The sequence below is a fragment of the Aequorivita todarodis genome (genome assembly GCF_028561335.1).
GTDB lineage: Bacteria > Bacteroidota > Bacteroidia > Flavobacteriales > Flavobacteriaceae > Aequorivita > Aequorivita todarodis.
Genome location: NZ_JAQQTG010000003.1, coordinates 49078 through 71666, shown reverse-complemented (window position 1 = coordinate 71666; position 22589 = coordinate 49078). Strand labels below are relative to the sequence as shown.

At 41.2% G+C, this 22589-nt stretch carries 24 protein-coding genes; 17 read left to right on the top strand and 7 right to left on the bottom strand.

Annotated elements, in window-relative coordinates; all coding sequences use genetic code 11:
• Positions 1-11 precede the first annotated feature (11 nt).
• The 7 genes from POV26_RS01640 to POV26_RS01610 all read left to right on the top strand — a co-directional run bounded on the left by POV26_RS01640 (position 12) and on the right by POV26_RS01610 (position 8258).
• The gene (locus tag POV26_RS01640; RefSeq protein WP_272854751.1) at positions 12-794 is read left to right on the top strand and encodes an enoyl-CoA hydratase/isomerase family protein; all 783 of its coding nucleotides are present in this window, start codon (positions 12-14) and stop codon (positions 792-794) included.
• 66 nt (positions 795-860) lie between these two features.
• Positions 861-2423, top strand: coding sequence for a hypothetical protein (locus tag POV26_RS01635; protein ID WP_272854750.1), 1563 nt, complete (start codon positions 861-863; stop codon positions 2421-2423).
• A 106-nt stretch (positions 2424-2529) separates the two neighbouring features.
• Positions 2530-4110 (top strand): hypothetical protein, encoded by a 1581-nt coding sequence (locus tag POV26_RS01630; RefSeq protein WP_272854749.1) that lies wholly within the window; start codon positions 2530-2532, stop codon positions 4108-4110.
• Positions 4111-4198: 88 nt separating this feature from the next.
• Positions 4199-6019, top strand: a complete 1821-nt coding sequence (locus tag POV26_RS01625; protein ID WP_272854748.1) for a Xaa-Pro dipeptidyl-peptidase — start codon at positions 4199-4201, stop codon at positions 6017-6019.
• 228 nt (positions 6020-6247) lie between these two features.
• Positions 6248-6730 carry an Hsp20/alpha crystallin family protein gene (locus tag POV26_RS01620; protein ID WP_272854747.1) on the top strand — a complete coding sequence of 161 codons (483 nt, stop codon included), beginning with the start codon at positions 6248-6250 and terminating at the stop codon, positions 6728-6730.
• Positions 6731-6864: 134 nt separating this feature from the next.
• Entirely contained in the window at positions 6865-7098 is a 234-nt protein-coding gene (locus POV26_RS01615; RefSeq protein WP_272854746.1) for a hypothetical protein, read from the top strand.
• Positions 7099-7187: 89 nt separating this feature from the next.
• Positions 7188-8258: a PA0069 family radical SAM protein gene (locus POV26_RS01610; RefSeq protein ID WP_272854769.1), complete on the top strand. Its 1071-nt coding sequence runs from the start codon at positions 7188-7190 to the stop codon at positions 8256-8258.
• Between the two features lie 128 nt (positions 8259-8386).
• Here the strand turns inward: POV26_RS01610 and POV26_RS01605 are convergent, their stop codons facing one another.
• From POV26_RS01605 to POV26_RS01580, 6 genes are all read right to left on the bottom strand, one after another.
• Complete coding sequence (locus POV26_RS01605; protein WP_272854745.1) at positions 8387-9553, bottom strand: RDD family protein; 1167 nt, start codon at positions 9551-9553, stop codon at positions 8387-8389.
• 52 nt (positions 9554-9605) lie between these two features.
• Positions 9606-10073, bottom strand: a complete 468-nt coding sequence (locus tag POV26_RS01600) for a toll/interleukin-1 receptor domain-containing protein (protein WP_272854744.1) — start codon at positions 10071-10073, stop codon at positions 9606-9608.
• Positions 10074-10329: 256 nt separating this feature from the next.
• Positions 10330-10992 (bottom strand): HD domain-containing protein, encoded by a 663-nt coding sequence (locus POV26_RS01595; RefSeq protein ID WP_272854743.1) that lies wholly within the window; start codon positions 10990-10992, stop codon positions 10330-10332.
• 114 nt (positions 10993-11106) lie between these two features.
• Positions 11107-11850, bottom strand: coding sequence for a lysophospholipid acyltransferase family protein (locus POV26_RS01590; RefSeq protein WP_272854742.1), 744 nt, complete (start codon positions 11848-11850; stop codon positions 11107-11109).
• A 78-nt stretch (positions 11851-11928) separates the two neighbouring features.
• Complete coding sequence (locus POV26_RS01585; RefSeq protein WP_272854741.1) at positions 11929-12168, bottom strand: hypothetical protein; 240 nt, start codon at positions 12166-12168, stop codon at positions 11929-11931.
• Positions 12169-12186: 18 nt separating this feature from the next.
• Complete coding sequence (locus POV26_RS01580; protein WP_272854740.1) at positions 12187-12597, bottom strand: BrxA/BrxB family bacilliredoxin; 411 nt, start codon at positions 12595-12597, stop codon at positions 12187-12189.
• Between the two features lie 274 nt (positions 12598-12871).
• Between POV26_RS01580 and POV26_RS01575 the strand changes: the two genes are divergently transcribed.
• The 10 genes from POV26_RS01575 (at position 12872) to POV26_RS01530 (ending at position 21911) form a co-directional block, all read left to right on the top strand.
• Entirely contained in the window at positions 12872-13603 is a 732-nt protein-coding gene (locus POV26_RS01575) for a TerB family tellurite resistance protein (RefSeq protein WP_272854739.1), read from the top strand.
• Positions 13604-13747: 144 nt separating this feature from the next.
• Positions 13748-14404 carry a metal-dependent transcriptional regulator gene (locus POV26_RS01570; protein ID WP_272854738.1) on the top strand — a complete coding sequence of 219 codons (657 nt, stop codon included), beginning with the start codon at positions 13748-13750 and terminating at the stop codon, positions 14402-14404.
• A gap of 46 nt (positions 14405-14450) precedes the next feature.
• Positions 14451-15356 carry a metal ABC transporter solute-binding protein, Zn/Mn family gene (locus POV26_RS01565; protein ID WP_272854737.1) on the top strand — a complete coding sequence of 302 codons (906 nt, stop codon included), beginning with the start codon at positions 14451-14453 and terminating at the stop codon, positions 15354-15356.
• Positions 15357-15376: 20 nt separating this feature from the next.
• A complete protein-coding gene (locus tag POV26_RS01560; RefSeq protein WP_045080508.1) occupies positions 15377-16117 on the top strand; it encodes a metal ABC transporter ATP-binding protein in 741 nt (246 codons plus the stop codon).
• Positions 16118-16188: 71 nt separating this feature from the next.
• Positions 16189-16557: a four helix bundle protein gene (locus tag POV26_RS01555; protein ID WP_272854736.1), complete on the top strand. Its 369-nt coding sequence runs from the start codon at positions 16189-16191 to the stop codon at positions 16555-16557.
• A gap of 142 nt (positions 16558-16699) precedes the next feature.
• On the top strand, positions 16700-17815 hold the full coding sequence (locus POV26_RS01550) for a metal ABC transporter permease (protein WP_272854735.1): 1116 nt from the start codon (positions 16700-16702) through the stop codon (positions 17813-17815).
• The gene (locus POV26_RS01545; RefSeq protein WP_272854734.1) at positions 17808-18968 is read left to right on the top strand and encodes a metal ABC transporter permease; all 1161 of its coding nucleotides are present in this window, start codon (positions 17808-17810) and stop codon (positions 18966-18968) included. The genes POV26_RS01550 and POV26_RS01545 overlap by 8 nt, the downstream gene beginning before the upstream one ends.
• 119 nt (positions 18969-19087) lie before the next feature.
• Positions 19088-20968, top strand: a complete 1881-nt coding sequence (locus tag POV26_RS01540; protein WP_272854733.1) for an Nramp family divalent metal transporter — start codon at positions 19088-19090, stop codon at positions 20966-20968.
• A 56-nt stretch (positions 20969-21024) separates the two neighbouring features.
• The gene (locus POV26_RS01535; protein WP_272854732.1) at positions 21025-21393 is read left to right on the top strand and encodes a hypothetical protein; all 369 of its coding nucleotides are present in this window, start codon (positions 21025-21027) and stop codon (positions 21391-21393) included.
• Positions 21394-21494: 101 nt separating this feature from the next.
• Positions 21495-21911, top strand: a complete 417-nt coding sequence (locus POV26_RS01530) for a hypothetical protein (RefSeq protein WP_272854731.1) — start codon at positions 21495-21497, stop codon at positions 21909-21911.
• Between the two features lies 1 nt (position 21912).
• Here POV26_RS01530 and POV26_RS01525 read toward each other — a convergent pair whose 3' ends face one another.
• A complete protein-coding gene (locus POV26_RS01525) occupies positions 21913-22071 on the bottom strand; it encodes a hypothetical protein (protein ID WP_272854730.1) in 159 nt (52 codons plus the stop codon).
• Between the last annotated feature and the right edge of the window lie 518 nt (positions 22072-22589).

Sequence of the window (22589 nt, the reverse complement as noted above, 5' to 3'; positions counted from 1 at the left end):
AAAATTAATCTATGAAATTTCAAAACATACTTTCCGAAACCGAAAATGGTATAACCACCATAACCATAAATCGCCCTTCAAAATTGAACGCTTTGAACCGTGAAACCATACAGGAATTGCACGATGCATTCGAAGAAGCCGAAGATTCGTCAAAAACAAAAGTTGTGATTATCACCGGAAGCGGCGAAAAAGCCTTTGTTGCTGGTGCAGATATTAGCGAATTTGCAGATTTTTCAGTAGAAGAAGGGGGAAAACTTGCCGCAAAGGGACAGGAATTACTGTTCGATTTTGTGGCGAATTTTTCAAAGCCCGTAATTGCCGCCGTAAACGGTTTTGCCCTCGGCGGCGGACTGGAACTGGCCATGGCGGCACACTTCCGCATTGCTTCAGACAACGCAAAAATGGGGCTGCCCGAAGTTTCACTGGGCGTAATTCCCGGCTACGGCGGCACACAGCGTTTGCCGCAATTGGTGGGAAAAGGCCGCGCGATGGAAATGATCATGACCGCCGGAATGATTGATGCCAACCAAGCGCTGCAATACGGTTTGGTAAACCACGTAACAACTCCCGAAGAATTGCTGGAATTTGCGGGAAAAATTGCGGGAAAAATCATGAAAAATTCTTCCGTCGCTATCGCTTCGGCCATTAGGGCCATCAATGCAAACTTTGAAGATGGCGAAAACGGATTTGAAGTGGAAATTGAGGAATTCGGCAACTGCTTTGGTACTGAGGATTTTAAGGAAGGCACGCAGGCGTTTCTTGAAAAGCGAAAAGCGGAATTTCCCGGCAGGTAATTTTTTCTTAAATATTTAATTTGCTTTTGTATTTTACAGCCCGTAAAAACCTAAACAATTTAAATAATGAGAAAAATTTTTGCCCTTCTTTTTTTAGCATGCGCCTTCACGGCACATTCCCAGAAAATTTCAATAGAATCAAACCAAAGCGAGGTTTTCAAGGATGATAAAAAACATACCGAGCTTTTGTATTCCGAAGGTGACGGCCAAGGCGGTTTTGTAACCGTACGCGTATATTTTGGCGGTTTTATGAAAATGCCCAAGGGATATTATATTGAGCATTACGATAAAAATCTAAAACTTTTAAAGGAAACCGAAATTGAAAGAAAGGATAATGACTTCCAAGGTTTGATGATAGACCGGGACATGGTCTATATTATGGAAACGGCCTATGACAAAGATGCCGAAATTTTAAAATTCAATGTCTTGGAATCAACGCTGTCCGACCTTCAATTTTCCCCAAAAACCCTCTTTTCCCTGCCCGAAGCCGATGTGAAACGCTATTTTGGCGTCGGCATCGGTATCTTCTTTATTGACAATGGCTGGAGCCAAATGGATCGAGGAGCCTTTGGGGAAGTTACATTTTCAAAAAACAAAAACTTCTTTGCCGTCAATTTCGATATAAAGGATAAAGAGTCGCAAACCCAACTGCTCTATGTGTTTGATAAAAACCTGGACCAAGTTTTCCAAAAGGAATTCAAAAGAGATATTAAGGACAAATTCTTCATTTATGAAAATGTGGACGTGGACGATACTACTGGAGACATTTTCCTATTGGGAAAGGTTTTCGAGAACGAATCCCGAAAGACCAAAAAGGACGGAAAGGCAAACTATCACTATGAACTTCATAAAATAAACGAAAGTGGGGAAACCCAAGCCAGTTTCAAGACTGATGCTAATTTTGTGGGATCACTCTTCACTTTGCGTAGCGAGAATTCCATAAGCTGTGCGGGCTTTTATTCCGAAAAAAATGATTACCGGTATAAAGGGGTCTGTCGTTTCAATCTGGATCCTACTTCCTTAAATATTACGCAAAAATCGTTTATACCCTTTTCAGAAGAATTTATAAATGATAAGTATGGAAAGGTAAAAGACAAAGAGCTTAGAAACCTAACCTTAAGGAGCAAACACCTTACCCCAAATGGCGATATTGTGCTAAATGCGGAAGAATTTTATATTACCCAGCACACCATGATGTCTCCCAACGGGGGAATGAACACTAAAATTACCTATCATTTTGACGATATTGTTACTGTTAAGATCAGTGAGGAAGGCAAATTGGTCTGGGCCCGAAATATCAACAAAAGGCAGGCAACTTCAGGCGCACAAACGGAATATCTTTCCTTTGCCTCAACCATTGTGAATGACGATACTTATTTATTTATAAACTGTTCCGATAAAATAAGAACCCTCAGTAATGATCGGTTGGAATTTAAGGAAGGAAAATCATTGTTTGCCATAAAAATAGATGCCGATGGCAAATATTCCTATACGAGTATTTTAGGCGATAAAGACTCCGAAGTGCCATTTTTTGTAAGCCAAGGAACCAATACCACCTTGGATGGCAGGGAAATGGTTTTTGTGGGAAGAAAAAAATCGAAAAAACAGTTTCTTAAAATTAATATTTAATAAGCCCTTTTCCCGGTTTTAGGAATCTTAAATTTTTATAAAGTTGAAAACGCATGTAATTAGCCTTTCTTTTTATGGGAAAGGCTAATTATTAAAATAACCCAAGATGATGAAAAATGGCTTTCTTTTATTTTTTATTTTTTTCAGCACCCTAACCTATGCACAGAAGGACACGCTAAAGGTTGCTGCAAGTGAAATTTTTAAAGATGAAAAATACAAGACTTCACTGCTGTTTGCTAAGGAAGACGCTAATGGCGATATCTTTACGGTAAGAAATTACTATTCCAGCATTTCAAACCCGAAAGGATATTATATTGAGCATTACAGCAAGGACCTGAAGCTGCTGAAAAGAACCACAGTTGAAGTAAACCGAAACGAAATTAAAGGGCTGTTTTTAACCGAGGATTCGGTGGTTTTATTACAGTTTCAATATAATTATAAAGAAAAGGAATATGCCTTTGCTACGTTGACCTCTTCAAAAGACGATTTCAATTTTAGCGAAAAGAAGATCTACTCGCTTGACCGCAATAGGCTTGACAAATATGACCATTTCGGGATTCGCAGCGAACCCGAATACAATCTGCACCACCATAACAACCTGGGCGATATTTTGGCCTCTGAGAATGGAGATTTTATAACGCTCAATCTTTTCACAAAATCAAAAGATGGCGATGCATTGCTTGTTATTACCTTCAACAAAGATTTCGAAAAAGTTTACGAATACGAATTTGAGAATATAATTTCCCTCAATGAAACAGGGAATAAAAAGTTGCCTTTGGAATACCAAAACATGGTTTTGGACAATGCCGGCACGGTCTATTTTTTGGGAAGGGTTTTCAATACAGACGATAGGGACTTGGAAAAAAGAGACACGCCCAACTATTATTTTGTCCTTTTTAAAGCGGACGCCGTTTCAAAAAACCAAGCTGTTGTTCCTATTGAAAGCTACAACATTATCCGTTCGCTCCAATTGGCAACAAAGGGCGACAAATTGGCCGCAGTGGGGCTTTATACCGAAAACGGAACCGAAAGATTTTTTGAACTATCCGGCACGGCAACTCGATATGACGGCACCGTACGGATAAATTTAGATAAGAAATCTTCATCAAAACTTTCGGAATCATTCCAACCCTTTTCGGAAGAATTTATGTTGGAAAAATATGGAAAGGTGAAGGAAAAAATAAATTCTTTCCTTTCATACCGTAGCATCTTTATGTTGGAAAATGGCGATATTACAGTGAATGCAGAAGAGTTTGAAATGTATATTTCAGACGATAATGTGAACGCAAAACGAGTTTATGAAGACATCATTAGCTTCAACATAAGCAACGATGGCGGATTAAATTGGGCAAAAAACATCAACAAGAAACAGAAAGCTTGGTCGTTGGACAACATTCCGTTTTTTTCATATTCGGCAACGGTTAAAAACGATGTTTCCTATTATTTCGTAAATGCAGCTTCAGATTTGAAGCTTTTAAAAAACAATCAAATAGAACTCACGGAAGGGCCGCGGCTCTATGCCTTAAAAGTTTATAAAACCGGTGCTTTTAGATATGACAAGGTTTTATACCCAGACATTTTTAATGCCCAACTCGCAGTGCGATTCGGAATTCTCTTGAATGGATCGGATATTTTGGTGCAAGCGGAAAGCAATGACAAACCAATGATGGTAAAATTGTATTTCTAATTTTAAATTGTTCCGCGTAAAAATCAAAAGCGCTCAGTAAGTTTCTTAACTTTATAGGCTTCCTTTCAGAAACTATATTGTAACGATTATGAAAAAGTACTTCCTATTAATTGCTTTAATTCTATTAAACTTTTCCTTACTGGCCCAAGAAAAAGCCGAACCGTGGTTTAAGGACGGCGAGGCCCAAATTGTATCCGCTTTTGAAAATCAAAACGATTGGATTAGAACAGATCTGTGGGTTGAAACCACTTTTGACACGGACGGCGATGGCAAACCAGACCGCATGCACGTGGACGTTACAAGACCCAAACAAACAGAGGATGGCTTGAAACTTCCCGTGGTTTATGAATCCAGCCCTTATTTTGCGGGCGTTGCTCCCGAAGTGGAAGGTGCCTTTCACGATGTGCACCACGAACTGGGAGCGGAAGAAAAGGAAATTGTGCATCCTTCGGTAAAAAGGCTTGGGGAACGCCCCATCATTTCAAATTCCCAAATTAAAACTTGGGTGCCGCGCGGTTATATTGTGGTGCATTCCTCCTCTCCCGGAACGGGACTTTCGCAAGGCTCCCCAACCGTAGGCGGCGATAATGAATCCCTCGCGCCAAAAGCGGTGATCGATTGGCTGAACGGCCGCGCAAAAGGCTACACAACCCCTGACGGGAACGAAGAGGTGAAAGCCTATTGGACCACCGGAAAAGTTGGGATGACGGGAACTTCCTATAACGGAACCATTCCGCTGGCTGCTGCAACCACGGGCGTTGAAGGGCTTGAAGCAATTATTCCCATCGCGCCAAATACTTCCTATTACCACTATTACCGTTCAAACGGATTGGTTCGCTCGCCCGGCGGATATTTGGGTGAAGACGTTGATGTGCTTTACGATTTCATAAACAGCGGCGACGAAACCAAACGCGCTTACGGAGATTCCATTTACCGCGATACTGAAATAAAAAATGGCATTGATAGAAAGACCGGCGATTACAACGAATTTTGGGCAGGCCGCGATTATCTGAACGATATGAAACCAATGAAAGCCGCCCTGTTTATGTCGCACGGGTTTAACGATTGGAACGTAATGCCTGAGCACAGTTACCGAATTTACAAAGCTGCGGAAGCGATGGGACTACCCGTAAAAATCTATTACCATCAATACGGCCACGGTGGGCCACCGCCATTTTCTATGATGAATAAATGGTTTACGAAATATCTATTCGGAATTGAGAATGATATCGATAAAGGACCAAAAGCGTGGATTGTCCGCGAAAACGATAAAAACGACAACCCTACGCCCTACGCAGATTATCCAAATCCGGACGCTGAAAACGTTACGCTTCACTTAAAGGCAACTTCAAAAAACGAAGGAATGCTGACTGTTGAAAAAACCAAAAAACAAGGCACCCAAACCTTGATTGATGATTATAATTTTTCCGCGGAAAAACTTGCGCAACTTTCAACCTCCAAAAACAGATTGCTGTTTGTAACCCCAATTTTAAAGGAAGATTTGCATCTTTCCGGGCTGTCAAAAATGCACATCAAACTGGCCAGTAGCAAACCTGCGACAAACCTATCGGTATATATGGTTTCCTTGCCTTGGAATACAGATAAGAACGCAAAAATTACCGATAATATAATAACCCGAGGCTGGGCGGACCCCCAAAATTCCAAATCCATTTCTGAAAGCGAACCGTTGAAACCGGGCAAGTTTTATGAACTTTCCTTCAATCTTATTCCCGACGATCAGGTAATTCCGGCAGGGCAACAAATAGGGTTGATGATTTTTTCAAGCGATAGTGAATTCACAATTCTGCCCAATCCGGGAACGGAACTTACCGTTGATTTGGACAAGACTACTGTTGAAATTCCGGTTGTGGGCGGGAAAAAAGCTTTTGATAAAGCAGTGAACCGGTAACTGTTTTTTTCAATTTCAAAAAATCATATTCTGAAAAATAATCACTTCTGAAAAAACGTCATTTATAAATGTCAAAATGACGGTTATTTTGTCACTTAAAATTACAATACTGCGCTTCTTTTGTTAAAAAATTTTTAAATTCCCAAGGGTTCTATTCGTGTATTGGGTTTGGCATTTCTTTTGTCCGATTTAGGTAAAATTAATTGTTTAACCTAAATCTTAATTATTATGAGCACTTTAGTAAATGTTCCTAAAAATGGAGGTTTGACACGAACACGCAACAATGGTTCTGACTACCTTCCAACTTGGTCTTCTTGGATTGACGATCTTTTAAACAGGGATTTGCCTTCCGTGTTCTCGCAAAATTTCAATACCGGAATGAGCCTTCCCAAAGTAAACATTAAGGAAACCGCAGATGCATATGCCGTGGAAATGGCCGTTCCCGGGCTTAAAAAATCCGATTTCCAGATAGATCTTGACAATCAAGTACTTTCCATATCCACCGAGGTGGAAGAGCAAAACGAAGTAAAAGAGGAAAACTACACCCGCAGGGAATTTGGGTATTCTTCCTTCAAACGAAGTTTTACACTTCCCGAAACCGTGGACGATGGCAATATAAAAGCTACTTATAACGAGGGTATTTTGAGCATCCATCTTCCAAAAAAAGAAGAGGCCAAACAAAAGCCCCCACGAAACATCAAAATTTCCTAAACAGCATCTGTTTCAACAAAAGAAATCTGGGGCAAACGCTGCCCCTTTTCTTTTATATTCCCTTCATTCCTAACGTATAAAACTTAAAAGAACAAATAGCCATTTTTAAAGTTTAACCAATAAATCGAAAAGGTATGAACACACGAAAATTCAAGCCCGGCGATTGGGTAAAAATAAAGGGCAACGACGATATACCAAAAATGGAAATACTCAAATATGTTTCAAAAGAAGACCCGCTGACCGGGGTGGTTAACAACGACAGCATCGTGGAGTGTGTCTATTATAAAAACGGCGAACGTTTCACACAGACAATCCATCAAAACAGGTTGGTAAAAATGCTCAAAACGGGTGGTATTTACAAAGCCTGATTTTAAGTTTTTGGAAATAATCCTTCCAAAATAGGAATATTTCCAAACAATAAGTAACTTTGAAGAAATCCAAACTTCAAAGTTTTTTTATGTCTGCTGAATTCCTAAAAGGCCGCGGCGCCCAAAAAAATGTACACAACCGTTTCTTCGAAAACAGCCACGAAGTGCTAAATGAATATTTGAATTTCTGCGAAGCGGAAGGCGAACAAGCAGATAAAAACAAAACAAACTATATTGAAGTTTTTCCAAAAACATTTGTAAACAAAGTGGAAAGCCCCGATGTTGGGATGGGTTTTTCTGCAAATCCGTACCAAGGTTGCGAACACGGCTGTGTGTATTGCTACGCCCGAAATAGCCACGAATATTGGGGCTATGGAGCAGGATTGGATTTTGAAAGAAATATTCTTTTTAAAAGAAATGCGCCGCAACTTTTGGAAGAAAAGATCACTTCAAAGAACTGGCAGGGAAACACTATCGTTTTTTCAGGAAATACGGATTGTTATCAGCCGCTGGAACGCAAACTTGAAATCACCCGAAAATGCCTAAAAGTAATGCTGAAATGGAAACACCCCACGGGCATCATTACCAAAAATTCGCTGATTCTTCGCGATCTCGATATTTTGAAGGAAATGGCAGAGCTGAACCTTATTTCGGCAAATATTTCCATCACTTCCCTTTCCGAAGATACGCGGCGGTTGCTGGAGCCTCGCACGACAAGCATCAAACAACGGCTCAAAACCGTGGAAACGCTTTCAGAAAACGGCATTCCCGTTCGGGTAATGATGGCGCCTATAATTCCATCACTCAATAGCCACGAAATTCTTCCTTTGGTAAAAAAAGTTGCGGAACTCGGGGCGCAGGATGTTGGTTATACCATTGTCCGTTTGAATGGGCAAATTGCGGAGATCTTTAAGGATTGGGCACACAAAACCATTCCCGACAAAGCGGAACGGATCTTAAACCAAATAGCGGAATGCCACGGCGGAAACCTCAACGACAGCCATTGGGGAAGACGCATAAAAGGCGAGGGAACCATCAGCGAACAAGTGAAGGACACGATGGCAATCGCAAAAAAGAAATATTTGAAAAATAGGGAAATTGAACCTTTGGACAATTCACATTTTTTGCAACTTAAAAATCCACAGCTAAAATTGTTTTAGAATTTTCTTGGCATCCGCTGCTTGCGGTAAATATTCCACCGCAGAGATTTCTTTCGCTCCCATTCCTCTAAAAATTATTCTGTTTTTCGAATAAATACTGTTGAAAAAAAGCTTATTTCAGAAATCTTTTACCGCTTCATCTTTTCACCCACTACCGTATATGAGATTTGATCGTGAAAGAATTTTTTGGTTTTAAGAAATGTGAAAATTTGAAGGATAAAAGGAATTACCAAAAGATAGGAAATGGCTGTAAGCATTCGGAAAATATTTCGCACAAAGGCTTTAAGAAAAGAAACCCGATGCCCATTTCTATCTGTAATTTCCAGTTTCATAATCTGTTTGCCAAAAGTGCCCCGATATTTGGAAGATTCGAAAATGGCACAAATAATAAAGTAGAAGAAAAAGCTGAAAAGGGTAATAAAAGTAAACTCGGTATCAGAAACATCTTCCGCATCAGTAATAAGTACCGACACCAGCGACCATAATACAACGGCTATTAATATGGAAGGAATTGCGGTGATTATATTGTCCAGAATAAAGGCCACGGCACGTTTCCACAGCACATCCTTGAAGTAGCTTTTTCGCCAATCCACGTCCATGGCGACGTTCTGGATGTTTTTGGGTTTCGCTTTAGGCGGGTGTTGCGCAACATTTTTGGTTTCTACTTTTTCCTTTGTTTTTTCAACATGGGGTGCCTCATTATCGCTTGCCGTCCCATTCGTTTCAGGTTCTGGTGGTGTTCTTTCAATATGGGTCTCGGTCAACAATTCAGAAACTTTTTCTTCAGCTAAATCAGATTCCTCTTTATCCTCATAGCTGAAATTCTGTATGGCCTCATAAATATCGGTTACTACCGCCGTTAAGGCATCGTCTTCACTGTTCCAAAATTGCTTGTTGTTAAGGGGTTGGATGTTTTTTGGCAAGAATGGCAGGTTTACAAACGGAGTAGATTTCCACATACAGTTGCGAACCAAAATAGGGAGCATTACGGTTTCGTTTCTGTTGTACCGTTCTATCACTTTTTGCGTGCGCAGATACGTTTCATCATCGTTGATAAAATCGGCACTTATAAAAGCGAGTACAATATCTGCCTGATACAATTTCTCTTTGTATTGCTTTACATCCTGCCCTGGCGGAATTTCAAAATCGCTTTCAATTTCAATGGGCCGTTTTGAATTTCTTATTACAGGGCCAAGATATTTTTTTACGGCAATACACTGTTGTTCATCCTCCGGTGCCGCTAAAAAATAGATGTTTATTGTATCTGTGGATACTTCTGACTGATTGGTTGCCATTTTAAAAAATTTTATTGGTTAGTTTAAATAACTACTATACTCATACAGCAAATTATTTTGCCAAAATATGGTCAACGAGCCGCTCGATCCCGTCTGCCACTTCCGTAAACGCAGCATCCCGATCTGGGTAGTCCAAGATTGGACGGGCATTGCGGGGCAAAGCCTGCAATTTTGCATAAGGCAAAGAGGTCCATTTGCAGTTTCTAAGAATAATGGGCACTACATAAGCCTCGCCCGCTTCGTGGCGGCGCATGGCTTCTGCCAACTCTTTGTCCCAAATAAAGTCTGAAGCATTAAAGTCCACACTGATTAGGAGCAAAATTACATCTGCCTTCCGCAATTCGTTCATGATGGAATCATTCCATTCCTGGCCCGCAATAAGAGCCCTATCGTTCCAAGCGTCGATTTTTCCGGAGCGTTTTAATACCTTAAGGTATTTGTCCATTTCGTTTTTAAGGTCCTCATCTTCGTGAGCGTAGGATGTGAAGATCTGAACTTTTCTTTGTGAAGAATCTGCCATAATATCCAAAATTAATTTTAGGGTTAGCCTCCAAAAAAAATGGAGGATTAAAATTGTAATGTGAGGATATTACTTTTTTAAAATATGTTATTAAAAGACTAAATTTAGGTAATTTATCCCGAATAGTGTTAAAAAATATTTTTTTAAGTCAATTAATACGAATAAGTTGCGTTTTTTTGAGCTTAAAATATTTTGAAAATATCGCTGTGTCTTTGCGGTAAATATTCCACCGAAAAGGTGCAGCAGAAGTAAAGTTTTATTTCTTCCCTTCCCATTCGGCATAAAACTGTTGCAGAAATTTTTCCATAAAGGCATGTCTTTCCTCCGCGATTTTTCGCCCGGTTTCAGTATTCATTCTATCTTTTAAAAGCAATAGTTTTTCGTAAAAATGATTGATGGTCGGCGCATCGGAAGCTTTGTATTCTGCAGGTGTCATCTTTAAATTCGGCTTTATTTTAGGGTCGTACAATTTTCTATTTTTGAAACCGCCGTAGTTGAAAGTTCTGGCAATTCCAATAGCTCCCAGCGCGTCGAGCCTATCGGCATCCTGCACGACCTCCAATTCTTTTGAAGTGAAATTTTGAGGTTTATTTCCACCTTTGAAAGAAATGTTTTCAATGATTTTTATAACGTGTTCTACAACTTTCCCTGAAATATTTTGCGATTCTAAAAACTGTCGCGCTTTTTTCGGGCCGACGGTTTCATCGCCCTTGTGGAATTTTGAGTCTGCAATATCGTGAAGCAATGCGCCGAGCGAAACGATGGTTCTATCAACTTTTTCATTTTCGGAAATGAGCAGTGCGTTTTTATAGACCCGTTCAATATGAAACCAATCGTGGCCACCTTCGGCATTTTTCAATTCATTTTTAACGAATTGGATTGTATGCTGGATTATTTCATCCGAAGAAAATAAGGCCATAGTTTAAAATTTTTAAAAAGCAAAGAACAACAAATATTTACTTCATTTTTTACCCTAACCCTAAAGGGTTTTACCCTAACCCCAAAGGGAAATGAAGGAGGTCTTTGTTAGTTATTATTTATGGATTTTTGAAATGATGGTTGCCTCCACTTTGTCAATCAGCGTTTCCACCTCATAATCCCCAATTTTTATTGCAGGATGCGCCGTCATTTCCAGCCGGACGCCCATTTGTATCGGAAACATCCCCCAGCGCTGCAATTTCCAGGAGTTATTGAATGTTACGGGAATAACGTATCCCTCAGGTATTTTCTTAAAGAGCGTTTGCAAACCGGTTCTTTTAAAGGGTTTTGGAATACCGGTTTTGCTGCGTGTTCCTTCGGGAAAGATTACACCACTTCGGTTGAATTTCTGTAGGTATTTTGAAAACTTCACCATTTCAACAATAGCCTGCCGCGGATTTTTTCGGTCGATCAATATGGAGCCGCCATGCCGTAGATTGTAGGAGACTGAAGGTATTCCTTTCCCCAATTCTACTTTGGAAATAAATTTGGGATGGTATTTTCGCAAATACCACGTAATAGGCGAAATATCCCACATACTTTGGTGGTTTGAAACGATTATAATCGCAACGTTGTTCGGGATGCTCGTATTGATGTCAATATGAAATGTGGTTCCCAAAACATTCAGACAGCGCAACAACGTCCAGTTGAGATAGTCCACACTTTTTTTGTGCGCTTGGTAGCCAAACCAGTTAAAGCAAATCCATTGAATGGGATGGAAAACAACAATCGTAATACCAAAAAGCAGGTAAAACAAAACCGAAAAAGGATAACTTATAATTTTTGATAGTGCTTTCATTCCGTTCAAAAATAAGAAAACCGCCCTTATGAGACGGTTTTTCTTTTTGCAATTTTCAGTTTCGTATTTTCAAAAACTTCAATGTTTCGATTTCTGTTTCCTTTTAGATTTCGATTTGTCCTTTAACGTATTTCTGTCTATTTCAATATAATTATATACGCAAAGGCCCACGATCAACAACCAAAAAGCTCTGTAATACCAATCGTTTATTTCTTTTCCGAAGAGGTGGGACACTTTTGGGTTATCATAAAAATTATATACTATTGCTCCCAATGCTATAATGCCCGCGATTATGACTAAAGGCTTGCTCAATTTCATAGAGATTGATTTAAAATTTTAACAATATTCGTTATAGGCGCCTTTTAGGTTTTCGGCAATCATTTGTGCGGGGCGGCCTTCAATGTGGTGGCGCTCCAACATATGCACCAATTCGCCATTTTTGAAAAGTGCCATAGAAGGCGAACTGGGAGGAAATGGAACCATATTGGCTCTTGCGGCATCCACGGCTTCGCGGTCAACGCCCGCGAATACGGTTACCAAATGATCGGGTTTTTTATCATTTTGAAGCGACATTGCAGCACCGGGACGTGCATTGGCGGCAGCACAGCCACAAACGGAATTTACAACTACAAGGGTGGTCCCTTCTTTCTTCAGTGCTTCTTCCACATCATTTGCCGTATGTAATTCGGAAAAACCTACTCTTGTAAGGTCTTCGCGCATGGGTTTTACTAATTCAGGTGGGTACATATTTTTGTATTTTGATTACTATTAAAATGTGTCTGCAAAGATACTAATTTTGAAAGGGAAAAATCCAAATCACAAATTCCAAATAACAATCCCGATACCTGCCTGTCGGCAGACAGGGCTATCGGGGCCAAATAAATCTCAAACCACAAATTCAAAAAATTCAAAAACGAATCAAACAGTCCCTTTTGGTCCCGAAAGCTATCGGGATGGAATTTGAGATTTGGCACTTAAAAACATTACCTTTGTCGGCTTAAAAAAAGAAAATTACAATTCTATGCTTCGTTGGTTATTGGCCGTTCTGGGTTATTTTGTGTACCGTTTTCCTGGCGCTATCGTCGGGTTTGTCTTGGGAAGCTTACTGGACAACCTAAGCGTAAAGGGCGGTAGGTTTCAAACTTCGTTCGGCACTTCGCAGCAACAGGTAACACCCGCCGATTTTGAATTGAACCTTCTTTCCCTTGCCTCCTTGGTAATCAAAGCCGATGGAAATGTGAGCCAAACAGAGCTTGATTACGTACGTCAATATTTCGTGCAGGCCTACGGACGGGAGCGGGCAAATGCTACCTTTCGAATTTTTAACGAAGTAATAAAAAAGCGTGAAATTTCGGCCCAGAACATTTGCAGCCTTTTACAACAAAGAACCCGATACGAAGCTCGCCTGCAGATTCTCCATTTCCTTTTCAGCATTGCCAATGCCGATGGCAGCGTTTCTACGGCCGAAGTAAATGAAATAAACCGAATTGCCGGATATTTGGGCGTTTACGGTCGCGATTTTGAAAGTATTAAGGCGATGTTCTTCAAAAATCCGGACAGTGCCTATAAAATTTTAGAGATTGACAGAACCGCCACCATCCCCGAAATTAAGGCCGCATATCGAACGATGGTAAAAAAATACCATCCGGACAAACTGCAGCATATGGACGAGGCGCACCAAAAAGGTGGTGAGGAAAAATTCAAAAAAGTCCAGGAAGCTTATGAACAGCTTCAAAAGGAACGCGGGTTCTAAGCGGTTTTTTCCAAATTCATTTCCATCTAATTTTTCTTAAAATAGCCTTCAGCTTAAATTGAAAATAGCTTTCAAATCTACTTTTTTAGACATAACTAAAAATAAAATAGACACATATAGAAAAATGTTTTTACCTTTGTACCTATGTTTACATTAGCCGAAGAAAATTATTTGAAAGCCATCTTTCATTTGGAGCACGAAAGCACTGGGGAAGTAAGCACCAATGCCATTGCCGAAAGTATGGATACCAAACCCTCTTCCGTGACGGATATGATTCAAAAATTGGCAGAAAAAAAGTTGGTCATCTATAAGCGGTATAAAGGGACACAACTAACCGAGAAAGGGAAAAAGATAGCCGCAAACGTGATAAGAAAGCATAGGCTGTGGGAAGTGTTTTTGGTTGAAAAGCTACATTTTCATTGGGACGAGGTCCACGATATAGCCGAGCAACTGGAGCACATACAGTCGGACGAACTCATTACCCGCCTCGACAAATACTTGGGCAGCCCCGATTTTGATCCCCACGGCGACCCCATCCCAGACAAGCACGGCGTACTGAAACGCACGGAAAAGAAATTGCTCTCTGAAATCGAAAAAAACGAACAGGGCGTTTGCGTGGGCGTGAAAGAATCCAGCCCCGAGTTTCTGCAATATCTCGATAAAAAGAAAATAAGCATCGGCACCAAAATCAAGGTTTTGGGCAAGGAATTTTTTGACGGTTCCATGGTAATCCAAGTGGGGAACGATCAGTTTTTCATTTCACATAAAATAGCGGAAAATCTTTACGTACAAACGCTTTAACAGGTTTTCTTCGGAAATGTCTTTTTCAAATTAAAAGAAACTAAAAATGAAAAAATTTATAGTCCTAATCCTTTTTGCTTCCGCCTTTGGCTGCAACAATGCGCCCGAAGACAATGGCAAACTAAAGGTTGTCACCACCACGACCATGCTTACCGACCTGGTTTCTGAAATTGGCGGCGAGCACGTTTCATTGCAAGGTTTGATGGGCGCTGGCGTAGATCCGCATCTTTACAAGGCGAGTGAGGGCGATGTGTCAAAACTTTACGAGGCCGACATTATTTTTTACAGCGGCCTGCATCTGGAAGGAAAACTGGTGGATATTTTCGAAAAAATGGAAGGGCAAAAAAATACCGTTTCCCTGGGAGATAAGTTGCCGAATCAGGAATTGATTTCTTCGGAATATTTCGCCTCAAATTACGATCCGCACGTTTGGTTCAATATTCAATTCTTTAAGCAGTTTGCACAAATTGTAACCGACGAGCTTTCAAAAGCAGATCCCGAAAATGCCGAAAGCTATTTCGAAAACAACAAAGATTATCAGAAAAAATTGGACGCTCTTGAAAGTGAAGTCAAGGCCATTATCGCGACGCTTCCTCCGGAAAAGCGAATTTTGGTTACCGCCCACGATGCCTTCAATTATTTTGGAAAGGCGTACGATTTTCAAGTGGTGGGATTGCAGGGAATTTCCACCGCTACCGAAGCGGGCGTAAAAGACGTTCAGAACCTTTCGGAATTTATCATTCAGAACAACATAAAAGCCATTTTCGTGGAAAGTTCCGTACCCCGAAGAACCATCGAGGCACTGCAACAGGCAGTACTTTCAAAGAACCACGAGGTAGAAATCGGCGGCTCGCTCTATAGTGATGCGCTCGGCGACCCTGGGACCGAGGAAGGCACGTATATCGGGATGTTTAAATACAACGTAAACACTATCGTAAACGCGCTGAAATAAATAGATAAACAGCACCAAACATGGAAAATCAAAGCCTGGCAGTACAGATAGACGACCTTACCGTAGCCTACAACTATAAACCCGTCTTGTGGGACATAGACCTATCGGTTCCCGAAGGGGTGCTAATGGCAATCGTGGGCCCCAACGGCGCTGGAAAATCTACGCTTATAAAAGCTATTTTAGGCATTATTAAACCTATTGCGGGTACCATTTCCATATTCGGAAAACCGTATGCCAAGCAACGAAAATTGGTAGCGTACGTTCCCCAAAAGGGAAGCGTGGACTGGGATTTCCCCACCACGGCCCTTGATGTGGTGATGATGGGCACCTACGGCAGTTTGGGATGGATAAAGCGCCCGGGGCAGAAAGAGAAAAAGATTGCCTTGGAATCCATGGAAAAGGTGGGAATGCTTCCCTATAAAAACAGACAAATAAGCCAATTGAGCGGCGGACAGCAGCAACGGGTTTTTCTGGCAAGGGCCTTGGCACAGGATGCTTCCATTTATTTTATGGACGAACCCTTCCAAGGTGTTGATGCTACTACCGAAATTGCCATCATCAATATTTTAAAGGAATTGCGCAAGGCGGGAAAAACGGTAGTCGTGGTGCATCACGATTTGCAGACCGTTCCCGAATACTTTGATTGGGTAACATTTTTAAATGTGAAGAAAATAGCCACGGGACCGGTGAAGGATATTTTTAATGATGATAACCTTACCAAGACGTATGGGATTAATTATAAGGTGGCGGTTAATAAATAGTTGGTAGTCGGTAGTCGATAGACGGTAGAGGGTGGACGGTAGAATTTAATGATTTGTAAAAAGATACAGTTATGGAAAATCCTAAATTTAAATTTGAAGAATTGACGGTTTATCAAAAATCACTGGATTTTGTGGATGATGTGTATTCAATTACGAAAAAATTTCCTAAAGATGAATTGTACGGTTTAACGTCGCAATACAAAAGAGCATCGGTTTCCATTCCATTAAATATAGCGGAAGGAGCTGGTGATACCGATACGCAATTCAACAGATATTTACAAATGGCTTGGGATTCATCAAAAGAATGCGTTGTGTGCTCTACCATTGCTAAAAGGCAAGGTTTTATCACGGAAGATGATGATAAGGCCGCAAGAATAAAACTATCAGAATTAGCGAAAATGACGATTTCACTCCAAAAATATCTTAAAAAAAATAAATAGACGGTAGTCGGTAGACGGTAGACGGTAGACGGTAGATGATAGAAAAATTTGAAATAATAAAGTACCAAATAACAAACCCAAGACCAAACCCACTACCGACTACCGACTAAAGACCACCGACTAAAAAAAACTGTCAACAAAAATGCAAGAATATTTCAACTTACTCTGGACCGATTACACCCTGCGCACCATAACGCTGGGGACGGCGGTATTGGGCGCTATTTGCGGGATGTTGGGCAGTTTTGCGGTACTTCGAAAGGAGAGTTTATTGGGAGATGCAATTTCACACGCGGCTCTTCCGGGCATCGCTTTGGCCTTTTTGATTACTGGCGCCAAAGATTCTGGAACGCTATTGTTGGGGGCGTTGGTGAGTGGTTTGATAGGAACTTTTTGGATTCGGGGCATTACTTCAAAAACACATTTAAAAAGCGACACGGCCCTGGGGCTGATACTTTCCATTTTTTTCGGTTTTGGGATGTTGTTGCTTACTTTCATTCAAAAACAACCCAACGCCAATCAGGCAGGACTGGACAAATACCTCTTTGGACAAGCTGCAACACTTGTGGAAAGTGATGTGAAATTGATGATTACCGTTACCGGAATTTCACTTTTCGTAATGCTTCTCTTTTGGAAGGAATTCAAAATACTACTTTTTGATGCAGACTATACCAAAACCCTGGGTTTCAACACAAAATTTATAGACGTGCTGATTACCTTCTTAATAGTATTGGCCATAGTTTTAGGCCTGCAGACCGTGGGCGTGGTCTTGATGAGCGCCATCCTGCTTGCTCCAGCGGCCGCGTCACGCCAATGGACCAACAATCTGGGCACTATGGTTTTGCTCTCGGCCTTGATTGGAGCCTTTTCAGGGGTATTCGGCACGGCCATTAGCGCCAGCCAGAACAATCTTTCCACTGGTCCTGTAATCGTTTTGGTTGCCGGCGCATTCGTTTTATTCTCCTTTATATTTTCTCCGAAGCGGGGACTATTGTTCCGCGAAATACGTTTTCGTAAAAACCGTACCGATCTAAAACTGATGAAAACCCTTCAATTTATGTACGGAATTGCACAGGACCACGAGAATATTTCGCATCCGCACGCCATTCGTATTCTCAACAACTTTCAAGGTTACACAAGAGATTCGCTTAAAAAGTTAGAGCACGAAGGCTGGATATCCATTGAGGGACAGCAATGGGCAATGACCCCCAAGGGCTATAAACAGGCACAGGAAATGTATAATCAGCAAAAAAATGAGTAACCCGCAGATTGAAATACAGCTTATTGCGGCCATTGTGGCTATGGCCTGCGCCATTCCTGGCGTGTTTTTGGTGCTTCGGAAAATGGCACTGATAAGCGATGCCATTAGCCACGCCATTCTTCCGGGCATCGTCATCGGGTTTTTTATAACGCAGGATTTGAATTCCCCCTTACTTATTCTTTTGGCGGCATTCACTGGAGTGATTACCGTGGTTTTAGTGGAATTTATCCAGAAAACTGGATTGGTAAAGGAAGATACCGCCATAGGCCTTGTTTTTCCGGTTTTGTTTAGCATCGGGGTTATCCTTATTGCGAAAAATGCGAACGATGTGCATCTGGATGTTGACGCCGTTTTATTGGGCGAACTCGCCTTCGCGCCCTTTGACAGACTTATGTTGGGTGGCTCGGATTGGGGCCCGAAATCCCTGTGGGTTATGGGAAGCATTTTAATGATAACCATAAGCCTTCTCCTACTATTTTTCAAGGAATTAAAGGTAACCACCTTTGATGCCGGGCTATCTTCAGTGCTGGGAATTTCACCAGTGGTTATGCATTATGGGTTAATGTCGGTTTCATCCATTACCGTCGTTGGTGCCTTTGATGCCGTGGGCGCAATATTAGTGGTAGCTTTAATGATAGCACCTGCCGCCACGGCCTATTTGCTAACCGAGGACTTAAAAAAAATGATTTGGCTTTCCCTATTATTTGGCGTCTTTTCGGCCATTTCGGGATATTGGGTAGCTAATATTCTCGATGCTTCCATCTCCGGCTCCATCGCCACTACCTTGGGCGTTATCTTTTTGGCTGTTTATCTTTTCGCTCCAAAAAAAGGACTTATTTCGGTACTCTACCGCCAAAAACAACAACGCATCGAGGTTTCACTCATAACATTTCTTCTTCACTTAAATCGGCATGAGGAAGAAAGTGAAAGGCACATAAATCATTTGCAGGAGCATATAAACTGGCAGGCCGTTCGTGCAAGAACCGTATTGGATTTGGCCGTAAAAAACAATCTTGTGGAAATAGAAAACGATATAGTTTTCCTTACTGAAAAAGGCTTGGCTTTTACTGAAAAATCGCTGGAGTACATTATCAATAACAAAGACGAAAAAATTGAACCCATGAAAGAGGATTTTTTCCTTTTTCGGGGTTGAAACTATAAACACTTCTACCTACCTCAAATTATTCTATTTAAAATAGTGAAATGGGAAGATAAGATCGAAGCTAAAAATTTTGAAAACTATCACGGACTACGCATCTATTATTAAAAAAAATGAAACGAGGAAGACATGAATCCCTTGAAGAGGTTCACGGCACAATAGAAACCTCAGGCAAAAAATCTGCTTGGAAACGCCTGCTCGCTTTTCTGGGCCCCGCCTATTTAGTGAGTGTGGGCTATATGGATCCCGGCAACTGGGCCACAGACATTGCGGGAGGAAGCCAATTTGGCTATAAGCTGCTTTGGGTCTTGCTGATGAGCAACATTATGGCGCTGCTGCTGCAAAGCCTTTGCGCGCGTTTGGGCGTGGTACGCGGGCGCGACTTGGCCCAGGCCTCGCGCGAGGCTTACAATCCCTTTGTAAATTTCATTCTATACATTTTGGCAGAAATTGCAATCGTGGCCTGCGATCTGGCCGAGGTAATCGGGATGGCAATCGGGTTAAATCTCCTTTTCGGACTCCCGATGATCTGGGGGGTTTCCATAACCGCTTTGGATACTTTTCTATTGCTTTTTCTTTTGAATATGGGCATGCGCAAAATGGAAGTTTTTATCATCGGCCTTATTTTTATCATCGGATGTTCTTTCATTATTGAAATGTTTTTTGCGAAGCCCGATATGGGCGATCTGATGGCCGGTTTTATTCCCTCCCTTCCCAACAGCGCCGCGTTGTATATTGCAATTGGTATCATTGGTGCCACGGTAATGCCGCACAACCTCTATTTACATTCTTCCCTCGTACAATCCCGAAAGATTGAACGCACTAAAAAGGGCATCAAACAGGCCTTAAGATTCAATTTTATAGATTCCGCCATAGCGCTCAATCTTGCCTTTTTTGTAAATGCCGCTATTTTAATACTCGCGGCGGCAGTTTTTCATAAAAACGGGCTGTATGAAGTGGCTGAAATTCAGGATGCACATAAATTGTTGGAAGGGTTGTTAGGAACAAAAATAGCACCTGCCTTTTTCGCCATTGCCTTAATTGCGGCGGGACAGAGCAGTACACTCACGGGAACTTTGGCAGGACAGATTGTAATGGAAGGGCATTTGAATTTGCGAATCCAGCCTTGGGTACGCCGATTGATTACGCGCATGCTCGCCATTATTCCTGCATTGTTCACGGTGATATATTTCGGAGAAACCGGTACCGGAAAGTTACTGGTCTTGAGCCAGGTAGTGCTCAGCCTGCAACTTGGGTTTGCAATAATCCCTTTGATCCATTTCGTAAGCAGTAAAAAACTAATGAACGGTTTTGAAATTAAATGGCCCTTGCGGATTGCTTCTTGGGTAATAACCCTAATAATCGTTGGTTTGAACGCAAAGTTGGTGTATGATGAAATTACCGGTTGGCTCACAACTGCCAACAACCCAATCTACATTTGGACTTTGGTAGTTCCTGCGGCAATTGGAGCGGCGGTTTTACTGATTTATATAACTTTCAAAACTACCGTGAGGGATATAAAATCTGAAAAACGAAAAATGGTCCCGCACATTCTCGATGCCAAGGTTGATGAACTGGCGCAACCGCTTGCCTATAAAAAAATTGCGGTTCCCGTGGATTTTTCCACCTCGGATGAAAAGAGTATTTCCGCGGCACTGCAACTTGGCGGAAAGGATGCCGAATACACCCTAATTCATATTGTAGAAACGCCCGGAGCAATGATTTACGGAGACGAAATAGACGATTACGAAACCGAAAGCGATGAGGCATTTTTGAATACCTATAAACAAAAACTCGAAGCAAAAGGCTTCAAGGTTTCGGTGAAACTTGGCTTTGGCTCCCCTAAAAAGAGTATTCCAAAAATCGTGAACGCAGCCAATTTTGATTTGCTGATTCTGGGCGGGCACGGGCATACCGGGCTAAAAGACCTATTGCTTGGAACCACAGTTGATAGCGTTCGGCATAAAGTGAATATTCCTGTTTTTATAGTTTAGAATTGTTCGGGGGTTGCATAATTAAAAATAAGAAAGTAATTTTCCTCAAAAAAAAGATGCAGTTTTTAAAAGCGGTAAACAATGGAATTGCCTTCGAATATCATTTTGAAGGGAACGAACCGGACAAAATAAAGGAAGTTTCGGATGAATTTTTCTTCCGAAAAGGTTTTAAGAATTTGGGGCACTTTGGCAACAAGACAAGTTACGAAAAGGGCAGCCGAATCCAGCGGATTCTTTTTGGTGCTTTTGTGAGCTATCATAAGCACGAACTTTTATACCTCGTTTCAGAAAATAAACTAACCGTAAAACTTTTGAACGGCTCTTCCGGAATGTCCGGCGGGCTTATTGGGATGAAAGCCGTAAAGGCCGAATTTAACCGCACGGCCGAGAATCTTGAAGTGTTTTATCAAACAGAGGTGAAATAACGAAAGCACCTATTCTGAAAAATCCAAACAGTCATTTTAAGATTTCTGAAATTTCTGGCATTATTTTTTAATGTATCTTTAAAATTGAAAAACTTACAACGATGAAAAATTCACTTTTAGCCATTATAATTCTTTTTTCAACCTTTGCCTTTGGGCAGGAAGATTCCGCAGAAACCCCAAAAATTGGCGTGAAAATTCCCAAAGGGGAAACTGTAGTTTTGAAAGGTGTTGCCGTCAAGTTTATGGAAGTGGTTGAAGATTCCCGCTGTCCCGAAGGCGTTAACTGCATCTGGGCGGGGCGTGCCATTGTAAAGGCAAAGGTTACCGCAAACGGAAAATCTGAAGAAAAACTTTTGACTTTTGGCGAGGTAAGGCCCGGAGAGGAAAAAAATACAAATCTTTATAGCTCCAGCGCGTTTTCCATTAACGGGCTAACGCTCAATCCATACCCAACCTCAGAAAGCACTGGGAAAGATAAAGGCTATGTGTTATTGATTTGTGAAGAGAAGAACAATTAGTTTAGTGGCAACCACAATCTTTCTTGCCGCATTTGGTTTTTCCGCCGTCCAAAGTACCGCCAGAGTTTTGGCGTGACTCAAAAATGGGGTTCCAAACAAACTTTTTAAGCAAAAAGCCCGTGGCAAGCGAAAACGTTATTAAAACCAATATTGTTTGCATACTGCAAAGATATGGAAAAGCCCCCTAACCCCCAAAGCGATGTGCTGAGCTTGTCGAAGTGGGGAACGAAAACTGAAATCCGAGATATTTTTAGGACGATGTGGAAATTACCAAACTTTTAAAACAGAATTGAGGGCCTACATTTCTTCGGCTCTCCCGATAGTTATCGCGACTAAAGTCTGCCAGCCAGCAAGCAAGAAATCTGAATTCCACATTCTAAAGAACACTTTCCTTTCAATTAATGGAAGCTACACTTACTGCAATCAGAATGGTCGCCGGGTTTATTTCTTTTTTTCTCGGTTTGAAAAGGATTCCAAATAAACCTCGTAATAAGAAAATACACGGCAAGTACGAATGTTATTATGACAAGAAAAGTTTGCATACTACAAAAATTTTAAAAATACTTTTTATTCTCCACTTCTTCCGTCCTCGATTCTCGATGTGAAATTTTGTAAATGTTCCTTCCCCTTTTTCAGGGGAAGGTGGATTTCAAATCGCAATTTTCGCGATTTGAAAGA